This is a genomic window from Streptomyces morookaense, assembly GCF_013030945.1.
Taxonomy (GTDB): domain Bacteria; phylum Actinomycetota; class Actinomycetes; order Streptomycetales; family Streptomycetaceae; genus Streptomyces; species Streptomyces morookaensis.
Genome location: NZ_JABBXF010000018.1, coordinates 23247 through 45104 on the forward strand (window position 1 = coordinate 23247; position 21858 = coordinate 45104).

The window sequence follows — 21858 nt, forward strand, 5'->3', positions numbered from 1 at the left end:
AGTGAAGAAGATCGACAAGAACAGGCTGATCCTGGGCCTCGCCGCCCCGGTCCTGGCGATCGTGGCCGCCCTCGCCATCACCTCGATCATCATCGGCGTCACCGGCAAGGACCCGTTCCACGCCTACCAGGTGATGGTCGAGTTCGGCTCGAAGGCCGACAGCCAGGTCTGGATCATCAACAAGGCGACGCCGTACTACCTTTCGGCGCTGGCGGTGGCCGTCGGCTTCCGGATGAACCTCTTCAACATCGGCGTCGACGGCCAGTACCGCATCGCGGCCTTCTTCGCCGCCGTCGTCGGCGGTGCGCTGACGCTGCCGGGCATCATCGAGATCCCGGTGATCATCATCGTCGCGATGGCGGTCGGCGCGCTCTGGGCGGGCATCGCCGGTCTGCTGAAGACCAGCCGCGGTGTCAACGAGGTCATCAGCACGATCATGCTGAACGCCATCGGCGCCTCCGTCATCGGCTACTTCCTGCAGGACGGCCGGCTGGCGAAGAAGGAGGGCAACCTGATCCACACGCCCTACCTGCCCGACTCGGCGCACTTCTTCGAGATCCCGACCCAGACCAAGCCGATCTACGGCTTCGTGGTGATCGCCGCCCTCGCCGGCGTCGCCTACTGGTTCCTCCTCAACCGCACCCGCTTCGGCTTCGACCTGCGCACCGTGGGCCAGTCCGAGACCGCGGCCCAGGCCAGCGGTGTGAGCGTCAAGCGCATGGTGGTCACCTCCATGCTGATCTCCGGTGCCCTCGCCGGCCTCGTCGGCATGCCGACCCTGCTCGGCGTCTCGTACAACTACGGCACCGACTTCCCCACCGGCATCGGCTTCACCGGCATCGCCATCGCCCTGCTCGGCCGTAACAACCCCGTCGGCATGGCGCTCGCCGCCCTGCTCTGGGGCTTCCTCGAACGGACCGGCACCCAGCTGGAGTTCGAGGGCTATGCGCAGGAGATCGTCGGCGTGATCCAGGGCGTCATCGTCCTGTGCGTCGTCATCGCATACGAGCTCGTCCGCCGGTACGGACTCAAGGCCCAGCAGCGGAAGGTCGGCGAGGAGCTCGCCGCCCAGGCCCGCAAGAGCGACAAGGCGGAGGTATCCGCGTGAGTACGACCTTCACCGCCGCGCTCGCCAAGGGGCTGCGGGGCAACAACAACGACGGCGGGAAGCGCAAGCTCTCCTACCCCGTCGTGCTGCTGATCGTCGCCGGCGCCCTGGTGCTGCTCTCGGCGCTGCGCGTGATCACCGGCGCCACGGACCTCACCTCCGCGGGCCAGTTCAGCGGCGCGCTCGCCGCCGCCGTGCCGATCGGACTCGCGGGCCTCGGCGGCCTGTGGGCCGAGCGGTCCGGTGTCGTCAACATCGGCCTCGAAGGCATGATGATGCTCGGCACCTTCTGCGCCGGCTGGATGGGCTGGCAGCACGGCCCCTGGGCCGCGGCCCTCGCCGGTGTCGTCGGCGGTGCGCTCGGCGGCCTCGTGCACGCCCTCGCCACCGTCACCTTCGGCGTGGACCACATCATCTCCGGTGTGGCCATGAACATCCTGGCCCTCGGCATCACCCAGTACGCCGCCAAGACGCTCTTCGGCGCGGAGGGCAGCGCGGCCCAGCAGGCGGGCGGCAACGACAAGCAGTCGCCGCCCATGCCGAACATGGGGAACTTCTCCGTCCCCGGCCTGTCCGACTGGCTGACGTCGGTCGAGAAGCACCACTGGTTCCTCGTCTCCGACCTCGCGGGCATCCTCGACAGCTTCGTCGACGGGGTCTCCTGGCTGACGATCGTCGCCGCCGCGCTGTTCGTCGGCACGTTCTTCGTGCTGTGGCGCACGGGCTTCGGCCTGCGGCTGCGGTCCTGCGGCGAGAGCCCGGTGGCCGCCGAGTCCCTCGGCGTCAACGTGTACACGTACAAGTACGCGGCCGTGGTCGTCTCCGGCGCCCTCGCGGGCCTGGGCGGTGCGTTCCTCGCCATCGGGACGCACATGTACTCCGACGGCCAGACCGGCGGGCGCGGCTACATCGGCCTCGCCACGATGATCTTCGGCAACTGGCGTCCGGGCGGTGTCGCCATGGGCGCGGGCCTGTTCGGCTTCATGGACAGCCTCCAGCTGCGCTCCGGCGGCCCGACCGTCCACGCGCTGCTGCTGCTCCTGGCGGTGCTGCTGGTCGGCCTGGCCGCGTGGCGGCTCAAGCAGGGCAAGCAGAAGCCGGCGCTGATCAGCGCGGGCATCGCGGTGGCGCTGGCCGTCTGGTACGCGCTGACCAAGACCGTGCCGCTGGAGTTCGTCGACGCCACTCCGTACGTGGCGACGCTGCTGGTGCTCTCCGTCTCCGCGCAGCGGCTGCGGATGCCGAAGGCCGACGGCAAGCCGTACCGGAAGGGGCAGGGCAAGTGACCCTCTCCGTGGATTGGGAGGCCCTGCGCGCGCAGGCCCGGGACGCCATGTCCCGGGCCTACGCCCCGTACTCGGACTTCCCGGTGGGGGCCGCGGCCCTCGTCGACGACGGCCGCGTCGTCACCGGCTGCAATGTGGAGAACGCCGCGTACGGCGTGGCGCTGTGCGCCGAGTGCGGAATGGTTTCCGCACTGTTCTCCTCGGGCGGCGGCCGGCTCACGGCCTTCACCTGCTGCGACCGCCACGGCAACGTCCTGATGCCGTGCGGCCGCTGCCGCCAGCTGCTGTGGGAACACGGCGGCCCCGAGCTCGCCGTGGACACCGCGTCCGGCATCCGCCCGCTGGCGGAGCTGCTGCCGGACGCGTTTGGCCCCGCCGACCTCAATCGCTGACAATGTCATCGAACGTCTGACGGGCTGGGAGGAACCACGACCAGCCCGTTCGGCGTTCGAGCACCCATGACGTAAGGAAGCACAGCCGATGGACGCCATTTCCGTCATCCGCACCAAGCGCGATCGCGGCCGCCTGACCGACGAGCAGATCGACTGGATCATCGACGCGTACACGCGCGGCGTGGTCGCCGACGAGCAGATGTCCGCCCTCGCGATGGCCATCCTGCTCAACGGCATGGACCGGGCGGAGATCGCCCGCTGGACCGCTGCGATGATCAAGAGCGGCGAGCGCATGGACTTCTCCTCGCTGCCGCTGCCCACCGCCGACAAGCACTCGACCGGCGGCGTCGGCGACAAGATCACCCTGCCGCTGGCCCCGCTCGTCGCCGCGTGCGGCGCGGCCGTCCCGCAGCTGTCCGGCCGCGGCCTCGGCCACACCGGCGGCACGCTCGACAAGCTCGAGTCCATCCCCGGCTGGCGGGCGCTGCTCTCCAACGACGAGATGATGGACGTCCTGCGCAACGTCGGCTCCGTCATCTGCGCGGCGGGCGACGGCCTGGCGCCGGCGGACAAGAAGCTGTACGCGCTGCGCGACGTGACCGGCACGGTCGAGGCGATCCCGCTGATCGCCAGCTCGATCATGTCGAAGAAGATCGCCGAGGGCACCGGCTCGCTGGTCCTGGACGTGAAGGTCGGCTCCGGCGCCTTCATGAAGAACCTGGAGGACGCGCGCGAGCTCGCCTCCACGATGGTGGGCCTGGGCACCGACCACGGCGTCAAGACGGTCGCGCTGCTCACCGACATGTCCACCCCGCTCGGCCTCACCGCGGGCAACGCGCTCGAGGTCCGCGAGTCCGTCGAGGTCCTCGCGGGCGGCGGCCCGGCGGACGTCGTCGAGCTGACCCTCGCCCTGGCGCGCGAGATGCTCGACGCGGCGGGTGTGAAGGACGCCGACCCGGCCAAGGCCCTGGCCGACGGCTCCGCCATGGACCACTGGCGCCGCATGATCATCGCCCAGGGCGGCGACCCGGACGCCGTTCTCCCGGTGGCCCGGGAGCAGCACGTGGTGAAGGCCGAGTCCACGGGTGTCCTCACCAAGCTGGACGCCTACGCGGTGGGCGTCTCGGCCTGGCGCCTGGGCGCGGGCCGGGCCCGCAAGGAGGACCCGGTGCAGGCGGGTGCGGGCATCGAGATGCACGCGAAGCCGGGGGACTCCGTCGTGGCGGGGCAGCCGCTGATGACGCTGCACACGGACACGCCGGAGAAGTTCGAGTACGCGCTGGCTGCACTGGAGGGCGGCGTCGAAATCGCCGCCGCCGGTACGGAGTTCACGCCGAACCCGATCGTGCTGGGGCGGATCGCCTAGGGGCTTCGCCCCGTAAGGGGCGCGGGGAACTGCGCGACCAGCCACCGGCGGCCCGCAGCCGACGCACCACCTGGGGTCCGGGGCGAAGCCCCGGCAAGGAGGCGGCACGTCGGCTGCGGGTACGTCGTGGTTGCTCGCGCAGTTCCCCGCGCCCCTTTGGGGCGCGGTACCCCGTAACGCGCGCGGGCGCCCTACGCCCGCATCGCCAACCGGCGCTCCACGAGCGCCTTCCGCGTCGCGTACAGCGTGACCGCAGCCGCACCCACCATCGCCAGCAGGCCCAGCACCACCGTGCCGTCCCACCCCGCCGACCGGAACGCGAGGGCGCCGAGCGTGCCGCCCACCGAGCTGCCCGCGTAGTACGCCGTCTGGTACAGGGCCGACGCCTGCGCGCGGCCCGTCTTCGCCGTGCGGCTCACCGACGAACTCGCCACCGCGTGGCCCGCGAAGAAGCCCGCCGTGATGAGGATCAGCCCGGCCAGCACCGCCGCCAGCGAACTGCTCACCGTCAGCAGCAGGCCCAGCGACGTCGTGGCCAGGGCCAGATACAGCGCACCCCGCCGGCCCAGCCGGCCCACCAGCTTGCCGGCCGCCGCCGACGAGGCCGTGCCGACCAGGTAGACCAGGAAGATCGAGCCCACCACGCCCTGCGGCAGCGAGAACGGCGCCGCCGCCAGGCGGTAGCCGACGACCGTGTAGACCGCGCCGAAGACGGTCATGAAGAGCGCGCCGATCGCGTACAGCCGGCACAGCAGCGGGTCGGACAGGTGCGTCCCGAGCGTACGGGCCAGGTTGCGCACCGACAGCGGGGCCGGCGTGAAGTGCCGTGCCCGCGGCACCAGGACGCGGAACGCCAGCGCGCACACCACCGCCAGCGCGCCGACGGCGGCCAGGCCCGCCCGCCAGCCCCACGCCTGCGTCACCCAGCCGGCCAGGATGCGGCCGGTCATGCCGCCGATCGCGTTGCCGGCCACGAACAGCCCGATCGCACCGACCAGCGCCTTCGGCCGCACCTCCTCCGCCAGGTACGCCATCGCCGACGCCGGCACCCCGGCCAGTGCCGCGCCCTGCACGGCGCGCAGCGCGACCAGCCACCCCAGGCTCGGGGCGAACGGCACCAGCAGCGCCACCAGCGCGGCGACGCACAGCGCCACGGTCATCGTCGTGCGCCGCCCGAAGCGCTCGGAGAGCGCGCTCAGCGGGACGACGGCGACGGCCAGTCCGCCGGTCGCGGCGGAGACCGTCCAGCTCGCCTGATCCGGCGTCACCCCGAGGTCGTCGGAGATCGCGGGCAGCAGCGCCTGCGTGGAGTAGAGGAGGGCGAACGTGGCGACACCGGCGGCGAAGAGCGAGAAGCTCATCCGGCGGTAGCCGGGCCCGCCGGGGGTCAGCCGGGTGTCGGTGGGGGAGGCGGCGGCAGGGGACGGCTGGGCAGAGGCATCCGGACGCGCTATGGCGGCGGATGCCCCGGTATCGGCAGCAGGCATGTCCCAAACATTTGCACCCCACATCTCATGCGTCCAATGCACAGAATGGCGATAATCGATGCTGTGCTGCATGAGCCCAGGTCAGCGCGGTCCTTGTCACCGCGCGGCAACGAAAAAGACATCCCCGCAACAGTCGACGTCGAGGCCGACTCGTGGGCGGCGACGCTCACTCCGCGCCTCGCGCAGTTCGTCGCCGTCGCCCGCCAGGAACACGTGACGCGCGCCGCGCACCAGCTGGACATGCCGCAGTCCACGCTGAGCCGCTCGATGGCCCGCCTCGAACACGACCTGGGCGTCGCGCTGTTCGCGCGGCACGGGCGCACCGTCTCGCTCACCGCCGCGGGCCGCGCCTTCCTCGCCTCGGTCGAGCGTGCCCTGTACGAGGTCGACCGCGCCGCCGAGACCCTCCGGGAGGACGCGGACCCCGCCTCCGGCAAGATCGCCTTCGGCTTTCTGCACACGATGGGTTCCGAGACCGTACCCGAACTCATCCGCGCCTTCCGCGCCGACCACCCGCGGGTGCGCTTCCAACTCGTGCAGAACTACGGCGAGGCCATGCTGGAACGGCTCCGCGACGGCGGGCTCGACCTGTGCCTGACCTCGCCGGTGCCGGACGCGCCGGACCTGGTGGCGCGCCGGCTCGACGAGCAGAAGCTGCGGCTCGTCGTCCCCGACGACCACCGGCTGGCCGGCCGCAAACGGGTGCGCCTCGCCGAGGCGTCGGCCGAACTCTTCGTCACCCTGGAACCGGGGTACGGGCTCCGGCGCATCACGGACGCGCTGTGCGCGGAGGCGGGGTTCGCGCCGAAGGTGGCGTTCGAGGGCGAGGACCCGGAGACGCTGCGCGGCCTGGTGGCCGCGGGCCTGGGCGTCGCCCTGCTCCCCCCGCCGGCCGTGCCGCGCCCGGGCATCGTGGAACTGACGGTGACCGCTCCGCGCGCGGTCCGCGAGATCGGGGTGGCGTGGCTCGACGGCCACCCCGACACACCACCGGTGGCCGCGTTCAAACGGTTCCTGCTGTCGCGCAGGGGGCAGTTGCTGCACCGATAGGGCCCACCTCAGTACCGCAACGACTCCCCGAAGCCGGAGGCCAACGGCATGCGCAGCCCCAGGGGCGGCGGAGCCGCCAGGGCGTCCGCCACCGGACGGGCGTACGGGTGGCCGAAGAGGGAGCCGCGGACGAAGTCGGCTGCCAGGGCCAGGACTTCGGGGCGGTGCTCCGTGAGCGCGTGGCCGTCCGAGTGGACCTCGAAGCGGCACACGTCGCGGTTCACCTTCTTCGCCCGTTCCGCCAGCCGGAACGACAGGTCCGGATCCGTCCGCGTGTCGTTGGTGCCGTGCACCAGCAGCACCCGCCGCCCGGACAACTGCCGTACGGGGTCCGGGTCCAGCACCGCCTCCGGCTCCGGCAGCCACGTGGCCAGTGCCAGCACCGCCGTCACGGCCGGATGCCCGGCCGCCCGCAGCGCGGCCCGGGCGCCCATGCCCGTACCGATCAGGCACACCGGTACGTCCCCGTAGCGCCGCACCACCTCCTCGGCCGCCCACTGCACATCGCGGACCGGATCCGCGGAGCCCCCGTTCCAGCCCGCGCGGCGGTAGCGCACGACGTGGGTGACGAGGCCGTCCGGCCCGACCGCCCGGGCCAGCCGGCGGGCCAACGGCCGCTGGGCGGCGAGCGCGAGGGGCGAGGGGCGGCGCGCCCCGGCCGCCCGGCCCGCGGGCAGCAGCAGGGCCGCCGCGTGCACGGCGTCCTCGGCGGTTCCGGACCCTCCGGCGCCGAGCGGCTTTCCGAGGCGGGGCGCCCCCGCCCGTTCTCCCGACAGCGCTTCCTGAGCCATGGCAGACAACGATGGCAGAAGGCCGGACGATGTCCACCCGGCCGATGGGTCACCGTTCCGTATCGTTCGCCGACATCTACGCGCGTAGGGGCTACAGTGCGGAAATGACGAGCGAGACCCACTCCCAACCGACCGCCCTGCCGACCCCGGAGCAGATCCGCCGAGCACCGAAGGTGCTGCTCCACGACCACCTCGACGGTGGTCTCCGCCCCGGCACGGTCGTCGATCTCGCCCGCGAGACGGGCTACGACAAGCTTCCCGAGACGGATCCGGACAAGCTGGGCGTCTGGTTCCGGGAGGCCGCCGACTCCGGTTCGCTGGAGCGCTACCTGGAGACGTTCGCACACACCTGCGCCGTGATGCAGACCCGGGACGCGCTGGTCCGGGTCGCCGCCGAGTGCGCCGAGGACCTCGCCGCGGACGGCGTCGTCTACGCCGAGGTCCGCTACGCCCCCGAGCAGCACCTGGAGGCCGGGCTCACCCTCGAAGAGGTCGTCGAGGCCGTCAACGAGGGCTTCCGGCAGGGCGAACGCCGCGCCAAGGCCAACGGTCACCGGATCCGCGTCGGTGCGCTGCTGACCGCCATGCGGCACGCCGCCCGGGCCCTGGAGATCGCCGAACTGGCCAACCGCTACCGGGACTCCGGCGTCGTCGGCTTCGACATCGCGGGCGCCGAGGCGGGCTTCCCCCCCACCCGCCACCTGGACGCCTTCGAGTACCTCAAGCGCGAGAACAACCACTTCACGATCCACGCCGGCGAGGCCTTCGGCCTGCCGTCGATCTGGCAGGCCCTGCAGTGGTGCGGCGCCGACCGGCTCGGCCACGGCGTGCGCATCATCGACGACATCGAGATCGCCGAGGACGGCAGCGCCGAGCTGGGCCGGCTGGCGTCGTATGTGCGGGACAAGCGCATTCCGCTGGAGATGTGCCCGACCTCCAACCTCCAGACGGCGGCGGCCGCTTCGTACGAGGAGCACCCGATCGGTCTGCTCCGCAAGCTGCACTTCCGGCTCACGGTGAACACCGATAATCGTCTGATGAGCGGTACCAGCATGAGCCGCGAATTCGAGCACCTGGTCAAGGCGTTCGGCTATTCGCTCGACGACATGCAGTGGTTCACCGTCAATGCGATGAAGAGCGCCTTCATCCCATTCGACGAACGTCTGGCCATGATCAACGATGTGATCAAGCCGGGTTATGCCGAGTTGAAGGCCGAGTGGCTGTTCCGTTAGGCCGCTGACGGCAAGCGTCTGACCTGTGGTTCCGCGGCCAATTGCCGCTGTTCGCGCAGGACAACCGAATACCGTGGAAACGGCCGGGACTTCATCGGGTCCCGGCCGTGTCGTCTATTGCGGGCCGCTCGTTCTCGTGGCTAGGTTGCAGTGCCGCTGCACATACCCCCCGTTCCCCCGTCGCGAGGACAGAATTCAGATGAAGCCAGGATCCCTCAAGATTCTCGGTGCCGCCGCGCTCGGTCTTTTCGCCGCGGCCGCCGGGGCCGGTACCGCGTCCGCGGCCACCGGAGTCGTCGAGTCGGCCGCCGACACCGCCGTCACGGCGTGGCAGACCGTCCCCGCCGAGCAGGTCGGCCACCTGGTGCCCGCGGGCGGCCCGGTCGTCCGCAGCGCGGACCAGGTGATGAACTCGGGGCTGCCGAAGCAGGTCGGCCGTGCGGCGGACCAGGCCATGGACAACAAGCTCGACCGCAATCTGCACCCCATGGACAACAAGGGCAACAAGGGCCTGCTCGGCCTGGTGCCGCCCGGGGTGATCCCGTCCAAGGGCCTCTCCCTCGGCCGCTGACGGCGGACCCCGGCAGCACGATGCGGCGGCCGCGCACCCGGTATCCCGGGCGCGCGGCCGCCGCGCGTGCGTGTGCGGTCAGGGATCACCAGGCGGTGGACTCCTTGTGGTCCCCCTCGGAGGGCAGCAGGATCCACAGCGCGAGGTAGAGCAGGAACTGCGGGCCGGGCAGCAGGCAGGACAGCAGGAACAGCACCCGCATCGTCGTGCGGGAGATGCCGAACCGCCGGGCCAGGCCCGCGCAGACTCCGGCGATCATCCTGTGCTGACGGGGGCGGACCAGCGGAGCGGACATGACGGACTCCTCGTCGGTGGGGAGGGTGCGGGAACGTTTCCCGACACCCACCACGCTACGGAGCGATCCGGAGCAAAGCGTCCCTCTACGGGGCGATCCCGACCCTGGGCAGCGTAGGGGTCAGACCCCGATCCCGGTCCTCCCGGAGGAGGGGGCGGCGGACGGCCGCGTCCGCCCGGAGTCCACCCCCGGGCTCCGTCCTGCGGCCCGGGCCGGACCTCGCCCGCCTGCGCAGCCGCGCCCGTACCGCCGGGACCACCGCCAGGTGCGCGAGCGTCACCCCCGCCACGTTCAGCAGCAGCCCGTCGACGTCGAGGATCTGCCCGGCCACACCGCTCTGCACGACCTGGAGCGCGAGGGAGAGCATGGCGCAGGTGAAGACCGTGCGGGTCAGCGAGCCCAGCGGCGACACGTCGAGCCGCCCGCCCGCCCACGGCAGCAGCACGCCCAGCGGAGCGAACGGCACGACCCCCGTCCCTATGGCCCAGGCCGCGTCCCACGGGTCCATGGCCAGGTCGGCACGGATCGTGGCGAGGGGCTCCAGGTGCACGGCGGTCACCCAGGGTGCGGTCAGCGGGCGCAGGGCGAGCCAGCCGAGCACGAGGAGGTATGCGGCCAGGAGGACGCAGCCCGCGACGCGGTAGCGGTATCGGAGGGCGGGCGTACCGCCATAGCCATGACGCTGCACGCCCCTACGGACGCCGCGCGCGGGGCGTGCGGTTCCGCCTGCCGGGCACGGAGAGTCAGCGTTGCGTCAGGAGGCGGCGGTGCCGGTTCCGCGGATGCTCTCCGGGTGCGTGCGCAGTTCGTCGGTGCACTGGTAGCCCTTGGGGCCCTCGTCCCCGGGACCGCCCAGGATCACGGTGCCCCGGCCGTCGGCCGCCGCGGTGCCCCCGAAGGTGCACACGAGTTGGGCCAGGGCCACGGGAGGCAGCTGGTCGGGGGCGATGTTCAGGCGCAGCGTGCCGGCCGGGTCGCCCTTGTGCGGGGCGCCGACGGCGAGCCGGGCCGGGACGGAGGTGGAGAATCCGGCCTCGTCCTCGGCGGGCGAGGGCTGCCGGCGCAGCTCGTCCAGGAGCGCGGAGGCGACCTGTACGGCGTCGTCGGCGGCGGGGAGCACCACCGCGCGCGTCACGGGCAGTAGCTGAGAGGTGCAGACCAGTTGGACGGACACGGTGACGCTTCCGGTGGGCAGCGCGTTCTGTGCGCCGGGGCGCACGACACACGTCGCGCGCGACGGGGCGCTGCCCGCGTCCACGGGGACGGCCGTGCCGCGGATGCCGCAGCCGGCGAGGAGCAGGAGCCCGGCCGTCAGCGCGGCGGCACGGGCGGCGGTGCGGCGTCGTCTCACTGCCCGCCCCCGTCCGTCGTGCTGCCGCCGTCCTCGCCGTTCTCGCCGTCCTCGGTGAGGCTGGAGGCGTCGCGGGGCAGGGTGAGCGTGAAGGCGGCACCGCCGTCGGGGGAGTTGGCGGCCGTGATCTCGCCGCCGTGGATGTGCGCGTTCTCCAGGGCGATCGACAGGCCCAGCCCGCTGCCCTCGGAACGCGGCCGGGAGGCGCTCGCCTTGTAGAAGCGGTCGAAGACGTGCGGCAGCACGTCCTCCGGGATGCCGGGGCCGTGGTCGCGGACGTCGATGCGCAGCGAGTCGTCCTCGGTCCGCACCGAGACGCGCACCGGGGAGCCGCCGTGCTTGAGGGCGTTGCCGATGAGGTTGGCGAGGATGACGTCCAGGCGGCGCGGGTCGAGACGGGCCATGATGCCGCGCTCGGCGTCCAGTTCGACGGCGTCCAGCCAGGCACGGGCGTCGATGCAGGCGGTGACCTGGTCGGCGACGTCCACGTCGTCCAGGACCAGCCGGGCCGTGCCCGCGTCGAAGCGGGTGACCTCCATCAGATTCTCCACCAGGTCGTTCAGGCGCCGGGTCTCGCTGACCACGAGCTGCACGGCGGGCGCGATCATCGGGTCGAGGGAGTCGGCCTCGTCCTCCAGCACCTCGGTCACCGCGGTGATCGCGGTCAGCGGGGTGCGCAGCTCGTGCGACATGTCGGCGACGAAGCGGCGGCTGGAGGCCTCGCGCGCGCTGAGCTCCTCGACGCGCTTCTGCAGGGCCTCGGCGGTCCGGTTGAACGTCCGCGAGAGATCGGCCAGTTCGTCGGTGCCCGAGACCTGCAGCCGGGTGTCCAGCTGGCCCTCGCCGAGCCGCCGGGCCGCCTCGCCCAGGCGCTGCACCGGCCGCAGCACCGTGGAGGCGGCGGCCTGGGCGAGCAGGGCGGAGCCGATCAGGGCCAGGCCGGTGGCGATACCGAGCGACCAGGCAAGCGAGTTGAGGTCGGCGCGCTCGTTCTCCAGCGACTTCAGCAGGTACCCGGTGGGCCCGCCGCCGATCACCTTGGCGCCGCCCACCAGATAGGGCTTCCCGCCGAGCGTGATCCGCTGCCAGTACAGGTGGTACGGGTACGGGTTCGACTCGTCCACCCGGCGCTCCCGGTTGACCGCGGTGACCAGGGTCTGCGGAACGACCTTGAGCGGGAAAAGATCGCGGTCGGACGGCGCGGCGCAGTCGCCGCCGCCCTTGACCTTGCCGACCAGCAGCACCTCGTACTTCTGCGAGGTGGCCGCCATCCGGTCCGCGGCCTCCTGCAGTTCGGGGCAGGTGGGCAGCAGCGGCAGGGAAGCGGTGTTGTCCTGGAGGGACTTGCGGAAGTCGTCCAGGGCGGCGTTCTGGGTCCGGGTGAGGACCGCGTCACGGTTGAGCCAGTAGGCGATGGCGGACGCCGACACGGCGGCCGCCAGGGCGACCAGCGCGAAGACGAGCATCAGCCGCAGCCGCAGGCTGATCCACCGCACGCTGAGCTTCAGCACGTTCCTGGCCGCGGCCCAGCCCCGTACCCGACCGGGCTTCTCCGTCACTGTGCGCTCTCAGTTCCCTTGTGTGTGCTCTTGTCGCTCTCGTTCACTGCGGGGCGTCCAGGCGGTAGCCGACGCCGCGGACCGTGCGGATGAGGGTGGGGGAGGACGGCACGTCCTCGACCTTGGCACGCAGCCGCTGGACGCAGGCGTCCACCAGCCGGGAGTCGCCCAGGTAGTCGTGCTCCCAGACCAGGCGCAGCAGCTGCTGCCGGGACAGCGCCTGCCCCGGCCGGCGGCTGAGCTCCAGCAGCAGCCGCAGCTCGGTCGGGGTGAGCTGGAGGTCCTGTCCGTTCTTGGTGACCGTCATCGCGGAGCGGTCGATCACCAGCGAGCCGAAGGTCGCCGAGTCGCTGGACTCCCGCTCGCCGCGGCGCAGCACGGCCCGGATCCGGGCGTCGAGCACGCGGCCCTGCACGGGCTTGACGACGTAGTCGTCCGCCCCCGACTCCAGGCCCACCACGACGTCGATGTCGTCGCTGCGCGCGGTGAGCAGGATGATCGGCAGCTGGTCGGTGCGCCGGATACGGCGGCACACCTCGAAGCCGTCGATGCCGGGCAGCATGACGTCCAGCACGATCAGGTCCGGCCGCTGCTCGCGCAGCAGCTTCAGACCGTCCTCGCCGCTCGCCGCGGTCACCACACGGTGACCTTGGCGCGACAGGGACATTTCGAGGGCCGTGCGGATGGCGTCGTCGTCCTCGATCAGCAACAGGAAAGGCACGTGGTCATTCTGGCCTAAGAGTGGCCGGTAGTTCGACAGACGGACCCTGTCACGACCCCGGCTTCGCCTGTTGCAGGGCTGTGACAGTCGGCGGACAGCGCGATGAAACTGGCCCGGCAGGCTGTGATGCACCGGGCAAGACCAAGGTCCGGGAGCACTACCGGACCAGCCGGCTCCACCGACGGGGGGCGCGAGATGAACACCCTGCACGCCACGACGACCAGCGCAGTTCGCACGCGCCTGCACGACGCCGGCAGGGGTTCGGAGAAGTCCGGTGCGGTAACGGGCGGACGGGGGTGCGCCCGCAGCACCGGACGCGTCCGGCCGCCTTACATGGTGGCCGTCGACGCCATCGCGTACGGGGAGAAGCCCGCTGCGGCGGCCGATGTCACCGACATCACGGGGGGACGCCGGCAGACCGCTTCGCGGACGGAGGCGGAGTTCACCGCCTATGTCCAGGAGCGCCGGGCCTCCCTGTACGCGACTGCCTACCACCTGACCGGCGACCGGTACGAGGCCGAGGACCTGCTGCAGAGCGCGCTGTTCTCCACGTACCGCGCCTGGGACCGGATCACCGACAAGGCCGCGGTCGGCGGCTACCTCCGCCGCACCATGACCAACCTGCACATCAGCGCCTGGCGCCGGCGGAAGCTCAACGAGTACCCGACCGAGGAACTGCCGGAGACCGCCGCCGAGCACGACGCGATGCGCGGCACCGAACTGCGCGCCGTCCTCTGGCAGGCGCTGGCCCGGCTGCCCGAACTGCAGCGCACCATGCTCGTCCTGCGCTACTACGAGGGCCGCACGGACCCGGAGATCGCCGAGATCCTCGACATCAGCGTCGGCACCGTCAAGAGCAGCATCTGGCGCTCGCTGCGCCGGCTGCGCGACGACGAGGCCATCGCCAACGGCCGTGCCGTCGAGGAGTGCTTCGGGGAACTGGTCGCCTGAGAGACCTGGGGGCCACGGGGGACACGGGGGGAACCACAGAGGGGGGAAACGGGGGAGGGAAAAGGGAGCGGGCGGGCAGCCGGGGGGTCTGCCCGCCCGCTTCCGCGTTCACACCCGGGTGACAGTGGTGGCGGGCGCTGCGTCCGCCACCGCGTCCGGCACCGCCTCGCGCACCGGGCCCCGCCGGCCCGCGGCCGCCGCGGCGATCCGGCCCATGGCCGTCTCCCCGCCGCAGGCGAAGGCGCCCAGCGCCGTCTGCCGTGCCACGATGCCGCGTTCGCTGCGCATCAGCCGCAGCCCGCGGCGGATCAGGACGTGCACGGGCTTGCGGGCCTCGCGCAGGTCGCGCACCAGCCGGCGGCGGAAGGTCGTCGACGGACGGCCGCGCAGGCACAGCGCGTCGGCCAGCACACCGAGCTCCCGGCAGCGCCCGATGATGTCGGCGGCGAAGATGCCCTCGGCGATGAACAGCGGCGTGCGGCCGATGTCCAGGACGCTCTCGCCCGTCCGCGAACTCGTGGAGATGTCGTACACCGGGACCGCCGTCCGGGACGTGCGGCACAGCTCCTCGATGGCCGCCACGGCCGCGTCCGCGTCCCACGACCGCGGCGAGTCCCAGTCGGTGGCCGAACCGTCCGCGAGCAGCGGCAGCGTGGGGTCGTCGCCCTCCTTGTAGAAGTCGTCGAGGTTGAGCACGGGCAGCCCGGTACGGGCGGCGAGGGACGACTTTCCGGAACCGGACGGGCCGGTCAGCAGGACGACGCGCGGATGGCAGGAGGAGGTCACGGGACACCAGTGTGACGCATTGGGCCGAACGGGGGATCCCTCCGGGTCGGGGCGTGCGCGAAGTGTCATCATTCCGATACGTTCCGTTGCCAATCGCTGACGTAATTCTCCGACCCGGCAGGTGGTCATGGCCTCCCACGCACGGCACGCACGGCACGCCCGTACCGTGCCCCATCCCCCTCCGCCCTACGCGCGCAACCTGGTGCGCGTCGGGCTGACCGTTTCCGCAGGCGCCGCGCTCGTCGCCGGCAGCGCGGCCGGCGCCAGTGCCGCGGGCCAGGCGCGCGCCCAGTTCGGCCGTACCGACGTCCTCGCGGCCGTCGAAGGCACCCACATCGCCCTGGAGAAGTCCCTCGAGGGCCTGACGCCGGTGCTGAAGAACCTCCCGACCGACCCGCTGGCCAACACCGGCGTCGACCCGCTGGACAACGGCGCCCGCACCCAGGTCGCCGACTTCAAGCCCGTGGGCACCTCGCTGGCCACCGACCCGCTCGCCAAGGGCGGTCACGTGGGCGACCTGCCGGTGATCGGCGCGGCGGCCAACCTGCTGCCGGCGGCCGGCGGCTCCTGAGACCCGTCCGTACGTCTGAGCCCGTCCGTACGGACGACGATGGCGGCTCCCCTGTCCGGGGAGCCGCCATCACGCATGTGCGGGGACGTCAGTAGGACGAGCCGCCCGCGCCCAGCGAACCGGTCGGGTGCCAGACGGTCTTGGTCTCCAGGAACGCCGTCAGGCGGTCCGTGCCCGGAGCCGCGGACCAGTCCACAGGCTGTGGACGGAGCACGCGCTTGAGGTTGTCCGCCGCGGCGATCTCCAGCGCCTTCGCCAGCTCGGCGTCCGCACCGGCCAGGTCGATCGCGTTGACGTCCTGGTGCGCGGCGAGCGACGGAGCGATCTCCGCGGCCCTGCCCGACAGGATGTTGACGACACCGCCCGGCAGGTCCGAGGTGGCCAGCACCTCGCCCAGCGACAGCGCCGGCAGCGGCGACGCCTCCGAGGCGATCACGATCACGGCGTTGCCGCCGGCGATCACCGGGGCGATCACCGACACCAGCCCGAGGAACGACGACTCCTGCGGGGCCACCACGGCCACGACACCGGTCGGCTCCGGCGAGGAGACGTTGAAGAACGGCCCCGCCACCGGGTTCGTGCCGCCCACGACCTGGGCGATCTTGTCCGTCCAGCCCGCGTACCAGACCCAGCGGTCGATCGCCGCGTCCACCTGGGCGGCGGCCTTCGACTTCGACAGGCCCTCGGCATCGGCCACTTCACCGATGAACTGGTCCCGGCGGCCCTCCAGCATCTCGGCGATGCGGTAGAGGATCTGGCCGCGGTTGTAGGCGGTGGCACCCGCCCAGCCGCCCGTCGCCTTGCGGGCCGCGACGACCGCGTCCCGCGCGTCCTTGCGGGACGAGAGCGGCGCGTTGGCGAGCCACTTGCCCTTCGAGTCGGTCACCTCGTACACCCGCCCGCTCTCGGACCGGGGGAACTTGCCCCCGACGAACAGCTTGTAGGTCTTGAGAACGCTCAGCCGTGCATCAGACATCGAGGTACGCCTCCAGACCGTGGCGGCCGCCCTCGCGGCCGAAGCCCGACTCCTTGAAGCCGCCGAACGGCGAGGTCGGGTCGAACTTGTTGAACGTGTTGGCCCAGACGACGCCCGCACGCAGCTTGCCCGCCACGGCGAGCATCCGCGAACCCTTCTCCGTCCAGATGCCCGCGGACAGGCCGTACTGCGAGTTGTTCGCCTTGGCGACGGCCTCGGCCGGGGTGCGGAAGGTCAGCACGGACAGCACCGGGCCGAAGATCTCCTCGCGGGCGATCCGGTGCGCCTGGGTGACGTTCGTGAACAGCGTCGGCGCGAACCAGTAGCCGGACGTGGGCAGTTCGCAGGCCGGGGCCCAGCGCTCGGCACCCTCGGCCTCGCCGCTGTCGGCCAGCGCCTTGATGCGGGCCAGCTGCTCGGCCGAGTTGATCGCACCGACGTCGGTGTTCTTGTCGAGCGGGTCGCCGACACGCAGCGTGGACATGCGCCGCTTGAGCGCGTCCAGCAGCTCGTCCTGGATCGACTCCTGGACGATCAGACGCGAGCCCGCGCAGCAGACCTGGCCCTGGTTGAAGAAGATCCCGTTGACGATCCCCTCGACGGCCTGGTCGATCGGGGCGTCGTCGAAGACGATGTTGGCGCCCTTGCCGCCCAGTTCGAGGGTGAGCTTCTTGTCCGTACCGGCGACGGTACGGGCGATCTCCTTGCCGACGGCCGTGGAGCCGGTGAAGGCGACCTTGTCGATGCCCTCGTGCGCGACGAGCGCGGCGCCCGTCGCACCGTCGCCCGTCAGGATGTTGACGACGCCCTTGGGCAGGCCCGCCTGGCGGCAGATGTCCGCGAAGAACAGCGCCGAGAGCGGCGTCGTCTCGGCGGGCTTGAGCACCACGGTGTTGCCGGCGGCCAGCGCCGGGGCGATCTTCCACGCCAGCATCAGCAGCGGGAAGTTCCACGGGATGACCTGGCCGGCCACGCCCAGGGGCTTCGGGTCCGGCCCGAAGCCGGCGTGGTCCAGCTTGTCGGCCCAGCCCGCGTAGTAGAAGAAGTGCGCGGCGACGAGGGGGAGATCGGCGTCGCGCGTCTCCTTGATCGGCTTGCCGTTGTCGAGGGTTTCGAGGACGGCGAGCTCGCGGCTGCGCTCCTGGATGATCCGCGCGATGCGGAACAGGTACTTCGCGCGCTCCGAGCCCGGCAGCGCGGACCACTTCTCGAAGGCCTTGCGGGCGGCCTTGACGGCCGCGTCCACGTCCTCGGCCGACGCCTGCGCGACCTCGGAGAGCACCTCCTCGGTCGAGGGGCTCAGGGTCTTGAAGACCTTGCCGTCCGAGGCCTCGCGGAACTCGCCGTCGACGAACAGCCCGTAGGACGGGGCGATGTCGACGACCGCGCGCGACTCGGGCGCCGGTGCGTATTCGAAAGCCATGGTCAGTCCACCGTCACGTAGTCGGGACCGGAGTAGCGCCCGGTGCTCAGCTTCTGCCGCTGCATCAGCAGGTCGTTGAGGAGGCTGGAGGCGCCGAAGCGGAACCAGTGGTTCGACAGCCACTCCTCGCCCACGGTCTCGTTGACGAGGACGAGGAACTTCAGCGCGTCCTTGGTCGTGCGGATGCCGCCGGCCGGCTTCACGCCGACCTGGACGCCCGTGGCGGCGCGGAAGTCGCGCACGGCCTCCAGCATCAGCAGGGTGTTCGCCGGGGTGGCGTTCACCGCGACCTTGCCGGTGGAGGTCTTGATGAAGTCGGCGCCCGCCAGCATGCCGAGCCAGGAGGCGCGGCGGATGTTGTCGTACGTCGACAGCTCGCCGGTCTCGAAGATCACCTTCAGCCGGGCGGCCGTTCCGTCGGGGCGACGGCAGGTCTCCTTGACGGCCTTGATCTCCTCGAAGACCGACAGGTAGCGGCCGGCGAGGAAGGCGCCCCGGTCGATCACCATGTCGATCTCGTCCGCGCCCGCGGCGACGGCGTCGGCCGTGTCGGCCAGCTTCACCGGCAGCGCGGCGCGGCCGGCCGGGAACGCGGTGGCGACGGACGCGACCTTGACGTCCGTGCCCGCCACGGCCGCGGCGGCCGTGGCCACCATGTCGGGGTAGACGCAGACCGCCGCGGTACGGGGCGTATCGCGGTCGGTCGGGTCCGGAAGGAGGGCCTTGGCGCACAGCGCCCGGACCTTGCCCGGGGTGTCCGCGCCCTCCAGGGTCGTCAGATCGATCATGGAGATCGCCAGGTCGATGGCGTACGCCTTCGCCGTCGTCTTGATCGAGCGGGTCCCGAGCGCTGCGGCGCGGGCTTCCAGCCCGACCGGGTCGACGCCCGGCAGGCCGTGCAGGAAGCGGCGCAGCGCACCGTCGGAGGCGGTCACGTCCGCCATCGACGCCAGTCGCTCCGCGGCTTCGTTGCCGGATGAGGAGAACTTTGGGGGAGGGTGCATGGTCACCGGATGAGCATATCTACGCGCGTAGCGCGTGTCACCCCCTCGGGCGGGTGGCCCTTTTCTGTCGGGCGAATGCCCGGATTTGATCGACTTCATATGGAAGTGGCGGGGCATCTTCCATTTCCTGTCGATGTTCCGTGACAAAGAGTGGAAAGTTTGATCACAGGTGATCCATAGAGTTCTTCTCAGCGACACCGTCTGACCTCTCCGGTCTCCACCGATCCGAGGGAAGCGGCATGCGAAATCCCTATCTCTTTCCTTCCTAGGTCTGTCCAGGCCCAGTTCCGCCAGGAGTCCTGCATGTCTGCTCTGTCCCCGCGCCGCCGTTCCGTACTGCGCGCTGTTGTTACGTCTGCCGCGCTGGCGAGCGCGGTTCTCGCCCCTGCCGCTGCCGCGTTCGCCGACGCGCCTGCGGTGCCGGGTGCGCCTGTGGCGCCTGCGGCTTCCCCGGCTGCGCCTGCCGCGTCTACCGCCCCTGCTTCCCCTGCTGCCAAGGCAGTTGAGGCCGGTACCCCTGCGGTGCCGGCCGAGGGCGGCCCCAAGCAGGACCGGTCGGCCCGGCCTGCGGAGCAGCCGAAGGCGGAGGGCAAGGGTGACGACAGCCGGACCTCAGAGGGGAAGGACCGGCAGCCGCAGAGCCACAAGGGGGACGGGCCGGTCACGTACACCCTCGTCGACGGTCACCGAATGGCGGTCGGCAAGGACAACCCGCACCAATTCCGGGGCGAGGTTGTCGAGAACGGCCATGCCGTGCTGATCATGTCGAGCTCGGACGAGACCGATGTCGCCTACTGGGGCGGCATGCGCGTCGCACTGCACCCGGACGGCACCGTGGAGTCCTCGTGGATCGTGGACCACCCGTCCAAGCCCTACCGCAAGGATGCGGACCCGCACATCTCCGACCCGGGCCGCTTCGAGGGGACGCCCGTGTCCATCGCCAAGGGCCTGGTCGCCGTGCTGCGGCGCGACCCGAACGACGGCGGCCCCGAGGCGTGGATCCGCGAGGTCGGCCCGGGCTGGAAGCCCGGTGACCCGTACATCGTCCGCGTGGCCGCCGTGCTCAACCGCGAGAACCGCACCGACACGGTGGGGGGTCTGCACCTCAGCCTGGAGGGCGCGGACGGTCCCACCCCCGTGCTGAAGGTCGACGGCAAGGCGTATCCGTTCCCGAAGGTCGCCGAGGGCGCCAACGGCGGCGGCTCCACGGGTACTTCGGCTGCCCGGGGTGGCGCTCATGCACAGACCGCCGGCACGGCGGCTCTGCCGGCTGCCGATGCCGCCGCCCAGACCAAGGCCATCCCCGAGGGCGGCGTTGCCGCCGGTGCCGAAGGGGTGCGTGAGGGGAACGACACGGCGCTCGTCGCGGCCATCGGTGGGTTTGCCGCCGTGAGTGCTGCCGGTATCGCGTTCACCGTGCTGCGGCGGCGCGCCGTCGGCGTCCGCGGCTGATCCGTGGGGCGGGGGCGGGACGGGTCCTTCCGGGGACTGAACTTTTTGCGACGGTCCGTTACACGCGGGGATGCCCCGCACCATCGCCGCAAAAAGTTTTTACGTCCCTCTCCAGGACCCGTCCCGCCCCCGCCCCACCCCCTCACGTCACTCAACCCTTGTGCGCCCGCCAGGAGTTACTCTCGTGATCCGCCCCTCTGCCCGTGCCGCTGCACTGCTCGCCCTTGTTGTGGTGGGAGGCGGGGCGGTCGCTTGCAGCAGTACCCATGCTCATGTCCCCGAGGCCGGTGCCGAAGTTGTCGCCACTGCCGCGCCCCGGCCCACCAACAGCGTTGCCCCGATGGCGGCTTCCAGGCCCGTCCGGGTGCGGATACCCGCCGCCTCCGTGGATGCCTCGCCCATCCTCGATCTTGGGCTCGCCGACGACGGAACCGTTCAGGTGCCGTCCGTCGCTCAGGCCGGGCGCATCGGGTGGTACGACAAGGGTGTTACTCCCGGTGAGACCGGGCCCGCCGTGCTCATCGGGCACTTCGACACCGTGGAGGGGCCCGCAGTCCTCAAGGACGTCGAGAAGATCAAGATCGGGGACCCGGTCGTTGTCGACCGTGCCGACGGGTCCACTGCCACCTTCCGCGTACGCGAACTGGAACAGGTGGACAAGAAGAAGTTTCCGACCACCAAGGTCTACGGGAACACCGACCGTCCCGAGCTCCGCCTGATCACCTGTGGCGGTGCGCTGCGCGACGGGCACCGGCCCGACAACATCGTCGTCTACGCCGACCTGACCGCGGGCCCGCGCTCGTAAAAGGCCTCAGGCAGAATCGGCGCCATGACGAGTACCCCGAAGGACCGGAGCTACCGCTCGCCCGCCGGTATCGCCGGTGGCGTCCTGCTGCTGGCCCTGGCCGCCTGGCTCGGTGGCGACGCGCTGCTGCGCGGCACGGGACGGACGCCGTGGCTCGCGCTCGCCGCGCTGCTGTGCGTGGTGCCGCTGGTCGTCGCGTTCACCCTGCGCCCGGCGGTGTGGGCAGGCGAGGAGCGGCTGCTGGTGCGGAATCCGTTCCGCACGATCACCCTGCCCTGGGGGACCGTGGAGCACATCCGTGCCGGGTACTCGAGCGAGGTGCTCGCCGCCGGGAAGAAGTACCAGCTCTGGGCGATCCCCGTCTCGCTGCGGCAGCGGAAGCGGGCCGGCCGCCGCGCGGCCCGCGGTGCCGCGGAGGGGCTCCCCCTGCCGACGGAGACGCCCGGCAAGGCGCCTTCCGACCAGGCCATCGACGACCTGCGCGAGCTCGCGGAGAGGTTCGCCGACCGGGGCGGTGCCCCTGCGGTGCGCTGGGCGTACGAAATCGTCGTGCCGTCAGCCGTGGGGCTGCTGGCCTTCGTGATCCTTTCCGTGACGTGAGGGGGTGGGGCGGGGGCGGGACGGGTCCTGGAGAGGGACGTGAAAGCTTTTTGCGGCGATGGTGCGGGGCATCCCCGCGTG

General features: G+C 71.6%; 23 protein-coding genes. 12 read left to right on the forward strand and 11 right to left on the reverse strand.

All coding sequences use genetic code 11. The features are described 5' to 3' along the window. Position 1 precedes the first annotated feature (1 nt). From HG542_RS09980 to HG542_RS09995, 4 genes are all read left to right on the forward strand, one after another. Positions 2–1108 (forward strand): ABC transporter permease, encoded by a 1107-nt coding sequence (locus tag HG542_RS09980; protein WP_171079793.1) that lies wholly within the window; start codon positions 2–4, stop codon positions 1106–1108. Beyond that, positions 1105–2394 (forward strand): ABC transporter permease, encoded by a 1290-nt coding sequence (locus tag HG542_RS09985; RefSeq protein ID WP_171079794.1) that lies wholly within the window; start codon positions 1105–1107, stop codon positions 2392–2394. The genes HG542_RS09980 and HG542_RS09985 overlap by 4 nt, the downstream gene beginning before the upstream one ends. Continuing rightward, complete coding sequence (locus HG542_RS09990; protein WP_171079795.1) at positions 2391–2786, forward strand: cytidine deaminase; 396 nt, start codon at positions 2391–2393, stop codon at positions 2784–2786. The genes HG542_RS09985 and HG542_RS09990 overlap by 4 nt, the downstream gene beginning before the upstream one ends. Before the next feature lie 88 nt (positions 2787–2874). Then, a complete protein-coding gene (locus HG542_RS09995; protein WP_171079796.1) occupies positions 2875–4152 on the forward strand; it encodes a thymidine phosphorylase in 1278 nt (425 codons plus the stop codon). 191 nt (positions 4153–4343) lie between these two features. On the opposite strand, the gene HG542_RS10000 is transcribed toward HG542_RS09995, so the two are convergent. Next, positions 4344–5639, reverse strand: coding sequence for an MFS transporter (locus HG542_RS10000; protein WP_171079798.1), 1296 nt, complete (start codon positions 5637–5639; stop codon positions 4344–4346). Between the two features lie 63 nt (positions 5640–5702). On the opposite strand from HG542_RS10000, the gene HG542_RS10005 reads away from it, so the two are divergent. Continuing rightward, positions 5703–6689, forward strand: a complete 987-nt coding sequence (locus HG542_RS10005; protein WP_373313117.1) for a LysR family transcriptional regulator — start codon at positions 5703–5705, stop codon at positions 6687–6689. A gap of 8 nt (positions 6690–6697) precedes the next feature. Here HG542_RS10005 and HG542_RS10010 read toward each other — a convergent pair whose 3' ends face one another. After that, positions 6698–7480: an alpha/beta hydrolase gene (locus tag HG542_RS10010; protein ID WP_171079799.1), complete on the reverse strand. Its 783-nt coding sequence runs from the start codon at positions 7478–7480 to the stop codon at positions 6698–6700. A gap of 104 nt (positions 7481–7584) precedes the next feature. On the opposite strand from HG542_RS10010, the gene HG542_RS10015 reads away from it, so the two are divergent. Further along, positions 7585–8712 carry an adenosine deaminase gene (locus tag HG542_RS10015; protein WP_171079800.1) on the forward strand — a complete coding sequence of 376 codons (1128 nt, stop codon included), beginning with the start codon at positions 7585–7587 and terminating at the stop codon, positions 8710–8712. A gap of 199 nt (positions 8713–8911) precedes the next feature. Then, positions 8912–9283, forward strand: coding sequence for a hypothetical protein (locus HG542_RS10020; RefSeq protein WP_171079802.1), 372 nt, complete (start codon positions 8912–8914; stop codon positions 9281–9283). An 85-nt stretch (positions 9284–9368) separates the two neighbouring features. Here HG542_RS10020 and HG542_RS10025 read toward each other — a convergent pair whose 3' ends face one another. From HG542_RS10025 to afsQ1, 5 genes are all read right to left on the reverse strand, one after another. After that, positions 9369–9578, reverse strand: a complete 210-nt coding sequence (locus tag HG542_RS10025) for a PspC domain-containing protein (RefSeq protein ID WP_171079803.1) — start codon at positions 9576–9578, stop codon at positions 9369–9371. Positions 9579–9663: 85 nt separating this feature from the next. Further along, entirely contained in the window at positions 9664–10266 is a 603-nt protein-coding gene (locus tag HG542_RS10030; protein WP_171079805.1) for a VanZ family protein, read from the reverse strand. A gap of 66 nt (positions 10267–10332) precedes the next feature. Beyond that, positions 10333–10929, reverse strand: coding sequence for a hypothetical protein (locus tag HG542_RS10035; RefSeq protein WP_171079806.1), 597 nt, complete (start codon positions 10927–10929; stop codon positions 10333–10335). Further along, positions 10926–12488 carry an ATP-binding protein gene (locus HG542_RS10040; protein WP_171079807.1) on the reverse strand — a complete coding sequence of 521 codons (1563 nt, stop codon included), beginning with the start codon at positions 12486–12488 and terminating at the stop codon, positions 10926–10928. Before HG542_RS10040 ends, HG542_RS10035 begins: the two co-directional genes overlap by 4 nt. Before the next feature lie 43 nt (positions 12489–12531). After that, positions 12532–13209, reverse strand: coding sequence for a two-component system response regulator AfsQ1 (gene afsQ1, locus HG542_RS10045; protein ID WP_171079808.1), 678 nt, complete (start codon positions 13207–13209; stop codon positions 12532–12534). A gap of 195 nt (positions 13210–13404) precedes the next feature. Here afsQ1 and HG542_RS10050 point away from each other — a divergent pair, with 195 nt between their 5' ends. Continuing rightward, entirely contained in the window at positions 13405–14160 is a 756-nt protein-coding gene (locus tag HG542_RS10050) for a SigE family RNA polymerase sigma factor (RefSeq protein ID WP_171079809.1), read from the forward strand. A 108-nt stretch (positions 14161–14268) separates the two neighbouring features. On the opposite strand, the gene HG542_RS10055 is transcribed toward HG542_RS10050, so the two are convergent. Next, entirely contained in the window at positions 14269–15015 is a 747-nt protein-coding gene (locus tag HG542_RS10055) for a uridine kinase family protein (RefSeq protein ID WP_229922565.1), read from the reverse strand. A 58-nt stretch (positions 15016–15073) separates the two neighbouring features. Here HG542_RS10055 and HG542_RS10060 point away from each other — a divergent pair, with 58 nt between their 5' ends. Next, entirely contained in the window at positions 15074–15517 is a 444-nt protein-coding gene (locus HG542_RS10060; protein ID WP_227727092.1) for a hypothetical protein, read from the forward strand. Between the two features lie 88 nt (positions 15518–15605). Here HG542_RS10060 and HG542_RS10065 read toward each other — a convergent pair whose 3' ends face one another. The 3 genes from HG542_RS10065 to deoC are packed head-to-tail and all read right to left on the reverse strand — an operon-like array spanning position 15606 to position 18920. Next, a complete protein-coding gene (locus tag HG542_RS10065) occupies positions 15606–16493 on the reverse strand; it encodes an aldehyde dehydrogenase family protein (protein ID WP_171079810.1) in 888 nt (295 codons plus the stop codon). Next, positions 16486–17916, reverse strand: coding sequence for an aldehyde dehydrogenase family protein (locus HG542_RS10070; protein WP_171079811.1), 1431 nt, complete (start codon positions 17914–17916; stop codon positions 16486–16488). Before HG542_RS10070 ends, HG542_RS10065 begins: the two co-directional genes overlap by 8 nt. 2 nt (positions 17917–17918) lie before the next feature. Continuing rightward, positions 17919–18920, reverse strand: coding sequence for a deoxyribose-phosphate aldolase (gene deoC / locus HG542_RS10075; RefSeq protein ID WP_306665299.1), 1002 nt, complete (start codon positions 18918–18920; stop codon positions 17919–17921). A gap of 522 nt (positions 18921–19442) precedes the next feature. Between deoC and HG542_RS10080 the strand changes: the two genes are divergently transcribed. The 3 genes from HG542_RS10080 (at position 19443) to HG542_RS10090 (ending at position 21777) form a co-directional block, all read left to right on the forward strand. Beyond that, positions 19443–20372 (forward strand): hypothetical protein, encoded by a 930-nt coding sequence (locus HG542_RS10080; RefSeq protein WP_171079770.1) that lies wholly within the window; start codon positions 19443–19445, stop codon positions 20370–20372. A gap of 70 nt (positions 20373–20442) precedes the next feature. Further along, positions 20443–21177, forward strand: a complete 735-nt coding sequence (locus tag HG542_RS36345; protein ID WP_171079812.1) for a class F sortase — start codon at positions 20443–20445, stop codon at positions 21175–21177. A gap of 24 nt (positions 21178–21201) precedes the next feature. Then, positions 21202–21777 carry a PH domain-containing protein gene (locus HG542_RS10090; RefSeq protein ID WP_171079814.1) on the forward strand — a complete coding sequence of 192 codons (576 nt, stop codon included), beginning with the start codon at positions 21202–21204 and terminating at the stop codon, positions 21775–21777. The last annotated feature ends 81 nt before the right edge of the window (positions 21778–21858 follow it).

What these genes read in the sequence shown, in the direction of transcription:
- HG542_RS09995 (WP_171079796.1), top strand. Translation starts at nt 2,875, where the DNA reads ATGGACGCCATTTCCGTCATCCGCACCAAGCGCGATCGCGGCCGCCTG.
- HG542_RS10000 (WP_171079798.1), bottom strand. Translation starts at nt 5,639, where the DNA reads ATGCCTGCTGCCGATACCGGGGCATCCGCCGCCATAGCGCGTCCGGAT.
- HG542_RS10010 (WP_171079799.1), bottom strand. Translation starts at nt 7,480, where the DNA reads ATGGCTCAGGAAGCGCTGTCGGGAGAACGGGCGGGGGCGCCCCGCCTC.
- HG542_RS10015 (WP_171079800.1), top strand. Translation starts at nt 7,585, where the DNA reads ATGACGAGCGAGACCCACTCCCAACCGACCGCCCTGCCGACCCCGGAG.
- HG542_RS10020 (WP_171079802.1), top strand. Translation starts at nt 8,912, where the DNA reads ATGAAGCCAGGATCCCTCAAGATTCTCGGTGCCGCCGCGCTCGGTCTT.
- HG542_RS10025 (WP_171079803.1), bottom strand. Translation starts at nt 9,578, where the DNA reads ATGTCCGCTCCGCTGGTCCGCCCCCGTCAGCACAGGATGATCGCCGGA.
- HG542_RS10050 (WP_171079809.1), top strand. Translation starts at nt 13,405, where the DNA reads ATGAACACCCTGCACGCCACGACGACCAGCGCAGTTCGCACGCGCCTG.
- HG542_RS10055 (WP_229922565.1), bottom strand. Translation starts at nt 15,015, where the DNA reads ATGACACTTCGCGCACGCCCCGACCCGGAGGGATCCCCCGTTCGGCCC.
- HG542_RS10060 (WP_227727092.1), top strand. Translation starts at nt 15,074, where the DNA reads ATGGCCTCCCACGCACGGCACGCACGGCACGCCCGTACCGTGCCCCAT.
- HG542_RS10065 (WP_171079810.1), bottom strand. Translation starts at nt 16,493, where the DNA reads ATGTCTGATGCACGGCTGAGCGTTCTCAAGACCTACAAGCTGTTCGTC.
- HG542_RS10070 (WP_171079811.1), bottom strand. Translation starts at nt 17,916, where the DNA reads ATGGCTTTCGAATACGCACCGGCGCCCGAGTCGCGCGCGGTCGTCGAC.
- deoC (WP_306665299.1), bottom strand. Translation starts at nt 18,920, where the DNA reads ATGCACCCTCCCCCAAAGTTCTCCTCATCCGGCAACGAAGCCGCGGAG.
- HG542_RS36345 (WP_171079812.1), top strand. Translation starts at nt 20,443, where the DNA reads ATGCCCCGCACCATCGCCGCAAAAAGTTTTTACGTCCCTCTCCAGGAC.
- HG542_RS10090 (WP_171079814.1), top strand. Translation starts at nt 21,202, where the DNA reads ATGACGAGTACCCCGAAGGACCGGAGCTACCGCTCGCCCGCCGGTATC.